The organism is Rhodococcus sp. 06-1474-1B, assembly GCF_002258885.1.
GTDB classification, from domain to species: domain Bacteria; phylum Actinomycetota; class Actinomycetes; order Mycobacteriales; family Mycobacteriaceae; genus Rhodococcoides; species Rhodococcoides fascians.
This window is the reverse complement of sequence record NZ_NOYR01000008.1, coordinates 14,814-28,878: the sequence shown is the minus strand read 5'-3', so window position 1 is coordinate 28,878 and position 14,065 is coordinate 14,814. Positions and strand designations below refer to the sequence as shown.

Annotated in this window: 13 protein-coding genes; 1 reads left to right on the top strand and 12 read right to left on the bottom strand. The window is 64.3% G+C overall.

Annotated elements, in window-relative coordinates:
- Positions 1-79: 79 nt before the first annotated feature.
- A complete protein-coding gene (locus tag CH266_RS01640) occupies positions 80-943 on the bottom strand; it encodes a hypothetical protein (protein WP_094643759.1) in 864 nt (287 codons plus the stop codon).
- Positions 944-1,073: 130 nt separating this feature from the next.
- Between CH266_RS01640 and CH266_RS01635 the strand changes: the two genes are divergently transcribed.
- Entirely contained in the window at positions 1,074-2,192 is a 1,119-nt protein-coding gene (locus CH266_RS01635; RefSeq protein ID WP_094714517.1) for a YbfB/YjiJ family MFS transporter, read from the top strand.
- Here the strand turns inward: CH266_RS01635 and CH266_RS01630 are convergent.
- From CH266_RS01630 to CH266_RS01580, 11 genes are all read right to left on the bottom strand, one after another.
- The gene (locus CH266_RS01630; RefSeq protein WP_094714516.1) at positions 2,102-3,301 is read right to left on the bottom strand and encodes an XdhC family protein; all 1,200 of its coding nucleotides are present in this window, start codon (positions 3,299-3,301) and stop codon (positions 2,102-2,104) included. The two genes, CH266_RS01635 and CH266_RS01630, sit on opposite strands and share 91 nt — an antisense overlap.
- A 7-nt stretch (positions 3,302-3,308) precedes the next feature.
- Entirely contained in the window at positions 3,309-3,935 is a 627-nt protein-coding gene (locus CH266_RS01625; RefSeq protein ID WP_094714515.1) for an SRPBCC family protein, read from the bottom strand.
- Entirely contained in the window at positions 3,932-4,435 is a 504-nt protein-coding gene (locus CH266_RS01620; RefSeq protein WP_094714514.1) for a (2Fe-2S)-binding protein, read from the bottom strand. Before CH266_RS01620 ends, CH266_RS01625 begins: the two co-directional genes overlap by 4 nt.
- A complete protein-coding gene (locus tag CH266_RS01615) occupies positions 4,432-6,798 on the bottom strand; it encodes a xanthine dehydrogenase family protein molybdopterin-binding subunit (RefSeq protein WP_027497875.1) in 2,367 nt (788 codons plus the stop codon). Before CH266_RS01615 ends, CH266_RS01620 begins: the two co-directional genes overlap by 4 nt.
- Positions 6,795-7,646 (bottom strand): FAD binding domain-containing protein, encoded by an 852-nt coding sequence (locus tag CH266_RS01610; protein ID WP_027497876.1) that lies wholly within the window; start codon positions 7,644-7,646, stop codon positions 6,795-6,797. Before CH266_RS01610 ends, CH266_RS01615 begins: the two co-directional genes overlap by 4 nt.
- Positions 7,646-9,076 carry an MFS transporter gene (locus tag CH266_RS01605; protein WP_255175806.1) on the bottom strand — a complete coding sequence of 477 codons (1,431 nt, stop codon included), beginning with the start codon at positions 9,074-9,076 and terminating at the stop codon, positions 7,646-7,648. Before CH266_RS01605 ends, CH266_RS01610 begins: the two co-directional genes overlap by 1 nt.
- Positions 9,073-10,332, bottom strand: a complete 1,260-nt coding sequence (locus CH266_RS01600) for an FAD-dependent monooxygenase (protein ID WP_027497878.1) — start codon at positions 10,330-10,332, stop codon at positions 9,073-9,075. Before CH266_RS01600 ends, CH266_RS01605 begins: the two co-directional genes overlap by 4 nt.
- Before the next feature lies 1 nt (position 10,333).
- The gene (locus CH266_RS01595) at positions 10,334-11,365 is read right to left on the bottom strand and encodes a hypothetical protein (protein WP_094714513.1); all 1,032 of its coding nucleotides are present in this window, start codon (positions 11,363-11,365) and stop codon (positions 10,334-10,336) included.
- Complete coding sequence (locus tag CH266_RS01590) at positions 11,343-12,236, bottom strand: carbon-nitrogen hydrolase family protein (protein ID WP_051365238.1); 894 nt, start codon at positions 12,234-12,236, stop codon at positions 11,343-11,345. The genes CH266_RS01595 and CH266_RS01590 overlap by 23 nt, the downstream gene beginning before the upstream one ends.
- Positions 12,233-12,865, bottom strand: coding sequence for a flavin reductase family protein (locus CH266_RS01585; protein WP_081701649.1), 633 nt, complete (start codon positions 12,863-12,865; stop codon positions 12,233-12,235). The genes CH266_RS01590 and CH266_RS01585 overlap by 4 nt, the downstream gene beginning before the upstream one ends.
- A 159-nt stretch (positions 12,866-13,024) precedes the next feature.
- Positions 13,025-14,059 carry a formamidase gene (locus CH266_RS01580; RefSeq protein WP_027497880.1) on the bottom strand — a complete coding sequence of 345 codons (1,035 nt, stop codon included), beginning with the start codon at positions 14,057-14,059 and terminating at the stop codon, positions 13,025-13,027.
- Positions 14,060-14,065 lie beyond the last annotated feature (6 nt).

The window sequence follows — 14,065 nt, the reverse complement described above, 5'->3', positions numbered from 1 at the left end:
AGTCGCACCGTATCGACGCCCGGTGAATCGGCGTCATCGGGTTTGACGCAGCGAGCCCGTGATCGGTTCCGTGCCGAAGCTAGGACCGCGACAGTTCCAGGCGCTCACGAAGCGGTGGTGGCACCAGCAGGTTGGGTGAGTCGTAGCCGGTCATGCGGATCCGGTTGACCGGGCCGTCGGTGCACCACTTCATCAATGCCAGAACGGCATTCGGCTCGGCTGCGAGCAAATGGATGCGAATCGCCATCCGGTCCGGTTGATCCAGCCGGTCGCGGGGACGCTCGATATCGAGCCCAGTCGCTCGGACATACAGCACGGGCTCGGTGAACCCACTCCCCCGCTTCTCTGACGTTCGGTACGTCGAGGCCTCGTACTGCTCCACATCGTCCCAGCGCACGAGGATGTCGTGAGTGCGCGGAAAGAAGAACACGCACGACCGTCTGCGTCTGACAAATCCGTCCGCGAACAAACGCAGTTCGACGCTGCTGCGGAAGCCGAGCGTCGCCACCAGTACAACGATGGCAATTCCAGCAATCGGCATACCGGCCGCGCCGAACACGTCACTCTTCGACAGGGCGACCCCCATTCCTGATACCGAGATGGACGCGACCGTGATCAACCAGAGCTTGGCGGTCCGAGGCGGAATGGAGACGCCGCTACCGAGCGCGTGGTCCTCGACGCGCCGAACGAATCGGACGGGGATTACCCATCGAATCACGTTGTCGTTGACGCCGATCCAAACGCAGGCCATGAGGGCAAGTAGAGCGATCGATCCGATCGTGTGCCCATTGTCGCCTCCTTGCACCTCGAGCCGTCCGCGATAGATCGCAATGCCTACCACCGCGACAATCGCGATGACGGCCTGCCACAGGCGGCCCAACGTGTTCGGCCAGTACGGGACCCAGATAGGTCGTTCTGCGTCGGTGTACTTCGTCTCACTCATGCGTCCCCCACAGTCGGTATCAGGTATTGGACGCACCGGTGGTGCGATCGGTTCCCTGCTGCTCGGTTCGATGAGACGGGGATCCAACGCGTACCGTTGGCGCGGCTAACGACTTAGGAGGGCGATCGCAATGAACGGCTGTCGATTATCGTTCGCTGCCGCGGCCGGACTCGCGGCCGCGATGGGCGTCGGACGATTCGTGTTCACGCCGCTGCTACCGATCATGGTCGACGCGGCGGAGGTGACCCCGAGCAGCGGTGCCGTCATCGCAACCGCGAACTATGCCGGCTACCTCGTCGGCGCGATCGTGTTGTCGGTGCGCCCGTCGATCAATACGACGACGTCGTTCAGGCTGTGGACGCTCGTGCTCATCGCAAGCGAATTGGCGATGGCTGCAGTGCATTCCACCGCAACGTTTTCGGCGCTGCGGTTCCTGGCCGGCCTGGCGAGTGCCGCCGTGTTCATCGCCTGCGCGAGCACCGTCACCGAGCACAGAGCCGACGGTGCGTCACCAGGAATCGCATTCGGCGGCGTCGGTGCAGGTATTGCAGCGTCGGGCATTCTGACGTTGCTCGCCGGACCACATCTGTCGTGGGAGGCGCTGTGGTTGTGCTCGGCGATACTGACCGCGGTGCTAGTCGCCCCGGCGTGGACGCTTCGGGTACACCCCGAGCCTGCAGGGCGGTCCGAGGCGGGCGAGGTGAACGCCGGAACCCGCACGGTGTGGCGGACATTGCTCGTCGCGTACTTCCTCGAGGGCCTCGGTTACATCGTCGTCGGCACGTTTCTCGTGGCAGCGGTCGGTGGCCACGGCAGCACGTCGGTGGGTCCAGCGGTGTGGATCGTCGTGGGATTGGCTGCGGTGCCGGCGACGGTGCTGTGGCAAGGGGTGGCACGCCGAACCAGCCTGCGCAAAGCTCTGGTAGCAGCGTTCGCATTGCAGACCGTGGCCGCAGTGCTTCCCGCACTGACCGGGAACACCGTTGCCGCCGTATGTTCAGCGTTGTTGTTCGGGGGAACGTTCATGGGCATCACGATGCTGACGATGAGCACAGCGCAAACACTTCCCATCGGCCGTACCGCGGCGACGCTGACGGCGGTCTACGGCGTCGGGCAGGTGGTGGGTCCATTGGTCGTCGCGCCGGCGATCGGGGACTCCTACTCGATCGCCTTCGCCATCGCGACCGGAGTGCTGATGCTCGGAACTGCCGGCGCAGTGCGCGTATCGCAGTTGACCGCGCCACGCTGAGCCTCGCTGCCACGGTCGGCGCTGCCGTGCAACGGACCGGTGCCGTCACGCAAACGCCCGCCCGATCGCCCGTTGGACACCGCAACCATTTCGGCGACGATCGACAGTGCGGTCTCCCCAGGGGTGCGTCCGCCGATGTCGAGACCGACGGGCGACGACAACCGCGCGAACGCGTCCTCTCCGACACCTCTGTCGACAAGACGTTCACGTCGGTCCTCGTGCGTTCGGCGGCTGCCCAACACACCGATGTAACCGGCAGGGGTGCGCACTGCGACGTCGAGCAACGGGACATCGAACTTCGCATCGTGTGTGAGCACGCACAGGGCGGTGGTGTCGTCGATCGACCCCTTGTCCCACTGGGCCGTCAGATACTCGTGCGGCCACGCCACGACAACCTCGTCGGCGTGCGGAAAGCGCTCCTCCGTAGCGAATATCGGCCGGGCATCACACACCACGGTGCGGTAGCCCACGATGGTTGCTGCGTGGGCGACGGCGTCGGCGAGATCGAGCGCGCCGAAGACGATCAGGAGCGGTGGGGCCCGAAACGATCGCACGAAGACCTCGACGATGTCGTCGTCGACGTCGATTTCCCGCAGTCCACTTGCACCGTCCGCCAACATCACCCGAGCGAGCGATACAGCTCGCTCATCGAGCACCGGGTGTCCGATGGAGCCGGACGAGCCGTCGGCAGTCACCACGAGGTGTCCGCCCGCAGCACCGGAGGCGACCGTGACCTCGGCAACCGACGATCGCGATGTTATTCGCGCCAACAGTTCTGCGTAGTGCGGGCGACTGTCTCGATCGACCCTGTCGACCACAACGTCGACCGTTCCGCCGCAGGTGAGGCCTATGGCGAACGGGTCGTCGGCCGCGACGCCGAACCTCAGGCGGTCGACGAGTCCACCCGTCGCCGCCGACACTGCCGCATCGAACACTGCACCTTCGACGCATCCGCCGGACACCCCGCCGAGAGCGGTACCACCGGCGTCGACGGCCATGACCGCACCGACGTCCCGCACCGCGCTGCCTGAGGTTGCCACGACAGTAGCCACACCGAACGGTCGTCCGTCTACGAACCAATCGTGCAGTGTGCCGGCGAAGTCGAGCATCGCGAACCTACCGACGTCCGAAGGCTCTGGAGACCAACCAGCCCTCGACCATTCCGGCGAGAAAGATCCCCGCGACCGGTGCGTACTTGCGCACCGGTTCGGGCATCAGAGACATCGCATTCAATTCGCCGCCCATCGGACTCGGAACAGCGGTCTTCACTGCTGCAGGCGCGGTGGGATCGGCCGTAACCGAACCACTGAGCAACGCACCGAGATTGACGGCGAACTGTTGCAACACCTTGTTCGAGACCGCCACGATCGCGCCCTTGCCGAACGAGACGATCTTGCCGCTGATCACCAGATCGGTGTTCAGGGTCAACCGCGAACGGTCACCGATCGACTCGACCGCGAGATCGACCTGAGCCTCGGCATCGCCGTTTCCGTGCGAGTCCGCACCCTTGGCTTCGAGGGTGAGCGTGCGGGTCTCGGCGTCGACTTCGAGGAACCGAATCGTGCCGGCGTACGACGCGCTGATCGGCCCGACCTTGACCTTGACTCCGCCGAGGAACGTCTCACCGTCCTTGCCGGTGATTGCGGCCCCTGGTACACAGGTCGCCACTTTCTCGACGTCGTTGATCAGCCTGAAAACGTCGTCCGCGGACGCGTCGATGTCGAGGGTGTTGGTCAGTATCACGGGGAAACTCCTTTCGCGCAGCCGACGCAGCGGCGCTGTTCGGCGCACGAGTCGATGGCCTCGACGATGGTCTGGTATCCGGTGCAACGGCAATAGTTCGAGGCAACCACCTCGCGGATCTGTTCCTTGGTGGCATCGGGATTGTCGGCAAGATATCCCTCGGCCAGCATCAGGAATCCCGGCGTACAGAATCCGCACTGCAGTCCGTGGTGGTCCGCGAACGCTTGTTGCAGATCGTTCAATTCGCCGTCGATGCTCAGTGATTCGACGGTCCGAATCTCGGAGTTCTCCACCTGCGCGGCAAACGTCAAGCATGCGCGCGCCGGCTTGCCGTCGATCAGGACAGTGCAGGCCCCGCAGACGCCGTGCTCGCAACCCACGTGAGTTCCGGTCAACTGCAGGTCGTGCCGTAGTACGTCGACCAGGGTGCGGCGTGGTTGGGTGATCACCTCGTGCTCGGTACCGTTGACGGTCAGTTCGATCAGTTGCTTGTTGCTCATGGCCTTCCCTTCGCCAGCGCCGCATGTACAGCAACGGGAGTGATCGGTGTGTCGTTCAGTTCGACTCCGGTGGAACGTAGTCCATCGTTGACCGCGTTGAGCACCGCGGCCGGTGCGCCGATAGTTCCACCCTCACCGGCTCCTTTGGCCCCGGATTCGGTGAACAGGCAGGGAGTTTCGAGGTGGTGGATCTCGATGTCGGGAATCTCGCACGCGGTGGGCACCTTGTAGTCGATGAAGCTCGCGCACAGTGGGTTTCCGTGGTCGTCGTACGAGACCTGCTCGAACAACGCGCCCGCGATACCCTGGGCGATCCCGCCGCGACACTGGCCCTCAACGATCTTGGGGTTGATGGCGACGCCACAGTCCTCGATGCACACGTACTTCAGGATCTCCACTTGCCCGGTGCCCTCGTGTAATTCGACGACGACGCCGTGTGTGGCGTTGGAGAACGTGCCGTCGTTGAACACGTCGAAGCTCGCCGTTGCGGACAACCCCGGCTCGACCCCCTTGGGCAGCAGCTGCGCCTTGAGGTACGCGACGTCGGCGATGTCCCGGTAGGTGACGTACTTCGAGTGGTCGTCGCGCTGACGGACACGCCCCGACGCCAGCTCGACGTTGTCGTCACGTGTCTCCATCAGGTGCGCTGCGATCTCACACAGTTTGTCTCCCAGCTTGTTCGACGCCAACGCCACCGCACTGCCGCCGATGGTGATCGAGCGGGAGGCGAACGACCCGAAGCCGTACGTGATGCGGTCGGTGTCGCCCTGCACGATCTTCACCTGTTCGACGCCGATGCCGAGACGATCTGCGACGATCTGCGCCATGGTGGTCTCGTGACTCTGCCCGTGGCTCATCGTTCCGGTCGTCACGACGACGGTGCCGGAAGTATCCATCCTGACCTCCGAGATGTCGAACCCCGGCACCACGTTCATCTTGCGGGCGGCGAACGCGCTACTTCCGTAACCTGTTCGCTCGCTGAAGCAGGAGTATCCGATGCCGACGTGTCGACCATCTGCGGTCGCCCGCTCCTGAAGGTCGTACCAACCGCCGTCCCGCAGCGTCTGCTCGCACAGGTTCAGGGCCTCGAGGTACGAGCCCGGGTCGTAGGTGATGTTGTTGACGCCGGTGTACGGGAAGGCCGTGATGACGTTGCGGCGTCTGATCTCCACCGCATCGAGCGCCAGTTCGCGAGCCGCTCGCTCGAACAGCCGCTCCATCACCATCACGTACTGCGGGCGTGACACTCCGCGGTACGGCGCGGTCGGTGCCTTGTTGCTGAACACCGAGCGCCCTCGTACCCGGTACGCCGGAACCTGGTACACCCCTGGCATTTCCGCCGACGCCATGAGCGGCTCGATACCCGCGGTGAACGGGTAGCAGGAGTACGCGCCCATGTCGCACACGACATCCGCGTCCAGGCCCAATATGTGTCCCTCGGAGTCGAACGCTGCCCGCACGTCGTACTGCTGTTCGCGCGCCAGGAACGAGGCCGTCAGTGCGTCCTTGCGGTCCTCGATCCATTTCACGGGACGACGGAGCTTCAACGCTGCCGCGGCGACTGCAATTTCCTCGCGACCGACGACGCACTTCTGCCCGAAGCCGCCGCCCATGTCGGGTACCACGACGCGCACCTGGCGCTCGTCGAGTCCGAGGCAGAGCGCGGTGACGGTGCGAACCTGGTGTGGGACCTGCGTGCAGATGTAGACGATCAATTGCTCGTCGCGGTCGTCCCAGTACGCGATGCATCCGCGGGTCTCGAGAGGCAGTGCGTTCTGACGTCCGGTTCTGGACTGCACGGACACCACGGTGTGCGCGTCGTCGAATATCTCGTCGATGCCGTCGGTGGCAAACATCTGCACGTCCACGACGGTGTTGTTCGGAACCGAATCGTGAACCAGCGGCATGCCCTCGGACATGGCCTGATCTGCGGAGGTGACAGCGGCGACAGTCCGGTACGACACTCGTGCCGCTTCGAGTCCGTCCTCGACGCTGTAGGCGTCGGCGGCGACGACGATGGCCAGCGGCTCACCGACGTAGCGCACGACGTCGTGCGCCAGCACGGGCATGTCGGTGGGCACGAATTCGGTCAGAGGACGGGACAATTCGGCTCGGATCGGCCTCAAGTCCAGGTCCGCCGCGGTGAACACACCGCGCACTCCCTCGACTCCGGCGACATCACCGACGTCGAGACCGGTGATGGCTCCGGCCGCGACGGTGCTGCGGACGAACTGCGCGTGCAGCATGCCCGGCATCGCGATGTCGTCGACGAATCTGCCACGGCCGGTGAGCAACCGTGGATCTTCCCGGCGTGCGACCGAGGTACCGACGAATTTCGGCGTGAGAACCTGATCGACGCTCACGTGGGCACCCCCTGCGACACCAGCGCGTCGCTGCAGGCTTCGACGACCAACGTGCGCACCAGGGCGCGGCGGTACTCGGCGGTGAACATGCCCTCGTCCTCCAGTTCCAGTGCTTCGGCTGCGGCGTCCGCGCAGTCGGCGAACGTTCCACCGGCGGCGAGCGCGGCTTCTCCTGCGGGCGATCGCATCGGGGTCGCGCCGACCCCCGCAAGGGCGACGCGTCCGCCGACCACGGCCACGCCGTCGAGATCGAGGGACACTGCTGCGCCCACGATCGCGAAATCTCCCTGCCGCTCGGCGTATTCGGTCACTGCGGCATGCGGTGCCGGGTTCGGGAACACGATCTCGACGATCATCTCGTCGAACGCAAGATCGGTGGAGTAGTACCCGAAGAAGAACGAGTCTGCCTCAACGGTGCGCCGTCCCCGCACACTCTCGACGACGATGCGGGCGTCCAGCAGGATGGCGAGCAAGCACCATTCGGCGGTGGCGTCCGCATGGGCGATGCTGCCACCGACGGTGCCGCGGGTACGGATCGGGTAGTGCCCCACCCACCGCATGGCATCGCGTAGAACAGCGAAGTCTGTTCCCACGTCGCCGGATTCGACGTCATGGTGGGTGGTGAGCGCTCCGATGTGCAGGCCGTCGGATTCTCGGCGGATGTAGCTCAGAGTGTTCAACCCACCCACGTCGACCAGATGCCCGGGCCGGGCGAGGCGGAAGTTCATCATGGCAACCAGGGACTGGCCTCCGGCGATGATCTTCGCGTCCTCGCCCAGCTCGGCCAGCAGGCGCACTGCACCCGAGACATCGCGCGCCCGGTGGTAGTCGAACTGTGCGGGCTTCATCAGACCCGAGCCTCGCCTGCGACTACCTCGGTGGGTTCGTCGACCAGGGTGTCGAGTTCGCGGCCCTTGGTCTCGGGTGCGAAGTACGCCATCCAGATCACCGCGAACAACACGAACGCGGTGACGATGCCGAAGGTCAACGGCAGACCCAGGATCGGCCACATGACGGAGCCGAAGAGCAGAGGCGCAAAGCCGGTCGCCACCCGACTGACCGAGGAGGCGTACCCGAATCCCGAGGCGCGGATATTGGTGGGGTACAACTCGGAGACGTAGCAGTACAGCACGGGGATGGTCAGCTGGATGACGAATCCGAAGATGCCGAGCCAGATCAGCGCTGCCGATTGAATGTCGAGCATGACGGCGAACATGACCAGCGCACTGCCGGCGATCGGTCCGGACAGTCCGATGACCCACTTGCGTCCGAAGATCTCGACGATGAACGCGGAGGTGAGCACACCGACGATACCGACTCCGGTCATGAGCGTCGTACCGGCGAAGGCCGCGAATTCCCCGTAGCCCTCGGCCCGCAGGATGGACGGCATCCAACTCAGCGCGGCGTAGTACAGCAGCATGATCGACACGAACAGCATCCACGCTGCGGCAGTGATACGTGGGCTGTAGCGCCACACCGATTTCAGCTGCGTCAGAGCAGCTTTCATTCCACCCGGACCCTTCGGAGAGGTGTCGGCGACGATGACGTACTCGACGGCGTCGGATCCGGTACGAGTCACCATGTCGTCGATGACGGCGCGGGCCTCGGCTTCTCGGCCGACCTTGGCGAGGTAGATCGGCGACTCCGGGATGCCGCGCCGGACCCAGAACAGCAGCAGCGCAGGCAGAACCATGAACAACAGCATGTAGCGCCAGCGAACATCGCCGTCGATCGGGACGAGCAGTGTTGCCACGACGCCGCAGATGGTGGCACCGATCGGCCACCAGACGTCCATCGCGGACAGAATCTTGCCGCGAATGCGGCGGGGCGAGAATTCGCTGACCAACGCGTAGTCCACCGGGATGCAGCCGCCGAGGCCGAATCCTGCGAGGAACCGCAGAACGATGAAGATCTCGAAGCTCGGGGCGAAAGCACCGAGGACCGAGAACAGCGCAAAGATCAACAGCGTCAACGAGAATGCGCGTTTTCGCCCGACGCGGTCGGCGATCGTTCCCCACACGACGGCTCCGACGGCCATACCGATCAGGTTGCCGGTGGCGACGAGACCGCGCTCGGCCTGGGACAGATCCCAGTAACTTCCGAGCAGGGGGGTCAAGAAGCCGTTCAGCGCCACGTCCCAGGCGTCGAACATGTAACCCAGCCCGCCGATGATGAAGATCTTGCCCTGCACTCCCCATTTCCAGGGGAGCTCCTGTACTACCTGATCACCAGTCTTCATCGCAGCCTCCGGCGCGGTGTTGTGGTCCGAGGTCGTCATCGGACGAACGAGTAATGGAATTTCTCGTCGTCGCTGTCGTCGAGCGGTGTACCGCTCCACAGCCAGTCGTACGAGATGTCGGACTCCCCATCGAACGACGCCAGTGTCGCGTCCCGCTTCTGCTGCTCGGGTCCATCGGGTATGTGGTAGAAGGTCTTGTTCTGCAGGCTCGCGTCCTGCACCATCCGCGCGTGCCGGGCCCGGCGAAAGACGTAGCGCGCCAACGCGTCGTCGATTCCGCTCGAGGTCACCTTCGCGAGTTCCTCGGCGAGCACCGCCGCATCTTCCATTGCCTGCGATGCGCCCTGCGCCTGGTACGGCAGCATGGCGTGGCACGCATCGCCCAGCAGCGCGACGCGGCCGTCGGTCCAACGCGGGTCGGGTCTGCGGTAGTAGAGCGCCTGGCACAGCACGTTCTCGTCGGCCTTGGACAGCATCGCGTGGGCGCGGTCGTCCCAGTCCGGGAACGTCGCCATCAGTTCCTCGGGCCCGACGAGCCGCGGTCCGCCGTCACGTACTTCATCCGTACACGGTGCCAACGCAACGACATTGAGGTACTCGCCGTTGCGGATCATGTAGTGCACCAGGTGACGGTCGGGTCCGTACCAGATGGTGCTCTGGTAGCGATCTACGAGCCAGCGGGTTGCCGGATCCTTGACGATACGGTCGCCGGGAATGAGTGCGCGATACGCCATTTCGCCGGAGAACACCAGCGTGTCGGGCAGGCCGATGAGATCGCGTACCGTCGAGCGGATTCCGTCGGCTCCGATGAGCAGATCCGATTCGTACCGTCGTCCCGCTCCGGTGACTGCGACGGGCCGCATCGGGTCGGTGCGGTCGACCTCGACGACCTTCGCGTCGGTCTCGAACACCACAACCGGGCCGGGGCCGTCGGGGTCGAGGCACTGCGCATGAATGGCAGAGTGCAGGTCTGCGCGGTGGTAGTGCCAGTACGGCGCGTTGAACGTCTTCTTGCAGTATTCGCCGAGCGCGGTGAGCGCGATGACCTTCCCGTTCTCCCAGCGCCTGCGCACCTGATCCATCGGCTCGGTTTTGATCTCTTCGAGTTTCTCTCGCATACCGAGGGCGATGAGAATGCGGCTGGCGTTCGGTGCGGTCTGGATGCCTGCTCCGACCTCGCCGAGCTCGGCGGCGGCTTCGAGTACCGTTACCTTGATTCCTCTGTGCCGCAGCGAAAGCGCTGCGGTCAGCCCGCCCAGGCCGCCGCCGGCGACGACCACTTCGATCGGAGCCATGTCAGTTCTCCACCAATCGACCTTCGGTGACGACGTCGATGCCGTCGATGGATACCGTGCAGGCGCGCATTCCGATGTCGAGGTGTGCGTATGAGTCTCGGCCGAGTACAGGGTGCGGGCCGGTGGACCACAGGAAGCTGCCGGCGAACGCTCGCGCGTCCATACCCATGATGTCATCCTTGCCGTACATCGCGGCCGCGAACCAGTCGCCGGTCTTCATCAAGCCCCAGCCCATGTGGGACAGGTAGCGCGCCCACTTGTCGTTGGAGTCGGCGAAGAACATGTTGAGCAGTGCAGCTTCACCGCCGCCGGTCACCTCGTCGATGTGGCCGTTGGTGACCGTCAGCGTCGTCTCGTACCGGACGTATTCCTTGAACGGCAACAAGATATCGCCCTCGGACAGCACGATCTTTCCGTTCGAGATCTCCGGCCAACACAACACCATGGTGGACGGCCAGTGATCCCAGCGGCCCTTGTCGTCGGCGAAGCCCACCTGGAACTCGGGCTGCGAATTGCTCAGTTGCACGGTGAGATCGGTACCGGCTTCGTTGGTGATGCGCATGGTCGAACCGTTGCGGATCAGATCGACGCCTGCCTGGACCCGCTCCTTGTCGCCGTCCTGCGGCATATTCCTGATAAGCACGTCCGGGGCGTCGCACACGAAGATGATGCGTGTTCCGGCGGCCAGGATCTCTTGCTGGATAGGCGCGTGAATGAAGCCCTCGCTGGTCAGATCGACCACGAGATCAGCTCCCTTGAGCATGTCCTGTGCGACCGAACTGTTCATGACCGACACAAGACCGGGGCCCGCACCGGTGTGGGTGCTCGGCATCGGTGCCGGACTGCCGCCGGGAACGGTGGCCGAAAGTACCTGTGCCCCCAAACTTTGAGCCGCTCCGAAGGCAGCCGAGACGTAATCCCCACGGCTCGAAGGCTCCGCGAGAATCACCACCTGCTCTCCTGGCTGCACTTTGCACAGCTCGAGCTGACGGGTGAACGCGCGCAGGAGATCAGCTGATCGCAGATCGAACATCTCGGTTCCTCTCGTGAGGGTTCTCGGTTGAATCGTTCTCGGTGATTCCGCCCAGGCGGGCAAGGTCTTTCAGATAAGGAATTTCGTCGCGTGCGTCGAGCAACTCACGGCGAGTCACTGTTGCCGAGACCGATCCGACGCTCTCGTCCATCTCGACGATGGTGCGTCCTTGCGGTCCGACGATGACGCTGTGGCCCGCGAACCGTGGGCCGTCGCCGGTCTGTCCGGTGAGTCCGGCGGCCGCGACGACGACGCCGTTCTCGAGTGCTCGGGAACGGGTGAGCAACTTCCACACGTGCAAACGGACGTGTCCGAATGCCGACGGTACGGCGATCACATCGGCTCCTCGCTGGACGAGGTCGCGGACCGTCTCGGGGAACCCTGCCTCGTAGCAGATCACGACGCCGATGGTGCCGAACGGAGTGCTGACCAGCAGTCCGCTCTCAGCGCCAGGAGTGAACACCGATTTCTCTCGGTCCCACAGAAAGCGCTTGTGTCCCAGAGCGATCAGGCCGCCCGGGCCCACGACGAGCGAGCTGTCGAAGACGATTCCGTCGGCATCACGAAACGCGATGGCCGTCACCAGAACGGTGTCGGTTTCGGCGGCGAGCGCTCCGAGCGCGGTCGACGTTCGACCGGGTACGGACTCGGCCATCGTGTCGATGCTGTCGAGATCGTAACCGCTGGCGAACAATTCGGGCAGAACGATCACCTTCGATCCGCCCGCGGCGAGAGCCTGCACCTCCGAGCGCACCGCGTCGATGTTCTGCTGCCAGGCTCCCACCCGCGAACCGGTCTGCACCACAGCGATGTCGAAGGTGTCGACAACCGCCTCGGTGTCGACACCGCGCAGACGGGCCGAGGCAGTCACTGCGCCACCCGGTTCATGTCGGTGGTGTAGAACGGGCCCGCCAGTCTGCCGAGGAAACGGTGTTCGAGAGTATCGACGTGCAGGTCGGCGGTGAGCAGGCCAGGCCTGCTGGTCACCGCCGTGACGGTCCCCAACACCAGAGTGTCCGTGCCGAGCGCAATTTCCTGCATCGTGCGACATTCGAGAGACACCAGGGATTCGAGCACCGACGGGGCCGCGACGGACACCGACGGCACTGCGGTCATGTGCGAGAGCTCGAACTCGTCGACATCGGCATCGACGGTGGCGAAACTTGCGGTCACCGCATCCACGGTGTCCGCGGACGGAATGTTGACGACGAATTCGCCGGTGTCGCGAATGTTGACCAGTGTGTCCTTGAACTCTCCGGGGAATCCGATGCGTTCACCGATGGAGATCATCAGCGTCGCCGGGTTGCGCGACGCGACATTGAAGAAGCTGAACGGTGCCAGGTTGAGGACGCCGTCGCCGGAGACCGTCGAGATCCAGGCGATAGGACGTGGCTGCACCGCACAGGACAGCAGTTTGTACACATCCCCCGACGACATCGATTCGATGTCGTGGCGGGTGCGATCCGTGAGCTCCAGAGAGTCGCCTACCTGGGAAGTCATCGAAACGAGCCTTCTTTCGCTTGCTGTGCAACCGGTCGTGCAACCGATTGCGTTGTCATGACGATAGAGGGGTTTCTCGGTCGATGTCGAGCTTTGGGCCACAAATCCGAAACCAATTAATGGCACCGTTACACGGGCACCGGCTGCGTAACCTGCGCCTTACTCGCCGCGCATCCCGGCCCTGGCCGTATCGATCGGACTACCGTCTCGACGCGGCGGCCCGTATCCCTCCGAAGACCCGTCGACAATGCGAACCTCGTCCTCCCACGGAACTCGGTAGGTTCCGTCGGCGAGATCGCGGACGTAGGTGTACGGGCAGTCACGCGCCCCTCCATCGAGCGCGGTGTACCCACGATGCCCCAGTTGATAGATGTTGTTCTCCACTCCCCACTCGCGACGTGCCGCGTCGGCCCTGGCCGGCTCGATCGACACGGTCACCACCCGATCGGGTGTGGAATCGCCGCGCTCGATGATCGTTCCTTCGTAGTCGCACACCATCGCCTCCCCCATCGACGGGATGCCGTTGCCGTCCTCCCCCGCCAAACAGACCGAGGCAGTGTACGCCAGGTTGTGGAATGCATTGGCCTCGTTGGTGATACGCCAGGACTGCCGAAGAGGGAACTTGTAGCCGGCCGTGCGCAGCAACACGTTGGCACCGCGGTAGCTCGCTTCACGGGCGACTTCGGGGAACATTCCGTCGTGACAGATCAACAGCGACAGCACCGAACCCTTCGGTCCCGGGCAGACCGGCAGACCGATGTCGCCGGGCTCCCAAGGCTCCTTGGGCGTCCAGGGGTGAAGTTTGCGGACGTACAGGGCAATCTCACCCTGATCGTCGACGATTATTCCTGAGTTGAACGGCGCTCCACCGGGGTTGCGTTCCATGATGCTGAAGCACCCCCACACCGTCGACTCACGGCACGCGTCGCGCAATCGCTCCACCTGCGGACCGTCCATGTCGCACATCACCTCGTCGGACGCCCACGACGATTTGCGTAGACCGTGCAGCGAGTACTCCGGGAAGACCACGAGGTCGAGCGCCGCGAACCCGGCCTTCGCCTCGCGCAGCTGCCTGCACACGCGATCGGTCGTCGCGTCGACATCGTCCAAGCTCGTGATCAGCGGAACCTGCTGCTGAACCAGGCCAAGCGTGAGTGACGTCGGCGACGGATTGAGACCACCAAGACCTGTCATCTATTG

Excerpts from the sequence above, each read along its gene's own strand:
- CH266_RS01585 (WP_081701649.1), bottom strand. The coding sequence starts at position 12,865 with ATGACTTCCCAGGTAGGCGACTCTCTGGAGCTCACGGATCGCACCCGC.
- CH266_RS01600 (WP_027497878.1), bottom strand. The coding sequence starts at position 10,332 with ATGGCTCCGATCGAAGTGGTCGTCGCCGGCGGCGGCCTGGGCGGGCTG.
- CH266_RS01595 (WP_094714513.1), bottom strand. The coding sequence starts at position 11,365 with ATGTTCGATCTGCGATCAGCTGATCTCCTGCGCGCGTTCACCCGTCAG.
- CH266_RS01620 (WP_094714514.1), bottom strand. The coding sequence starts at position 4,435 with ATGAGCAACAAGCAACTGATCGAACTGACCGTCAACGGTACCGAGCAC.
- CH266_RS01640 (WP_094643759.1), bottom strand. The coding sequence starts at position 943 with ATGAGTGAGACGAAGTACACCGACGCAGAACGACCTATCTGGGTCCCG.
- CH266_RS01630 (WP_094714516.1), bottom strand. The coding sequence starts at position 3,301 with ATGCTCGACTTCGCCGGCACACTGCACGATTGGTTCGTAGACGGACGA.
- CH266_RS01635 (WP_094714517.1), top strand. The coding sequence starts at position 1,074 with ATGAACGGCTGTCGATTATCGTTCGCTGCCGCGGCCGGACTCGCGGCC.
- CH266_RS01580 (WP_027497880.1), bottom strand. The coding sequence starts at position 14,059 with ATGACAGGTCTTGGTGGTCTCAATCCGTCGCCGACGTCACTCACGCTT.
- CH266_RS01605 (WP_255175806.1), bottom strand. The coding sequence starts at position 9,076 with ATGACGACCTCGGACCACAACACCGCGCCGGAGGCTGCGATGAAGACT.
- CH266_RS01610 (WP_027497876.1), bottom strand. The coding sequence starts at position 7,646 with ATGAAGCCCGCACAGTTCGACTACCACCGGGCGCGCGATGTCTCGGGT.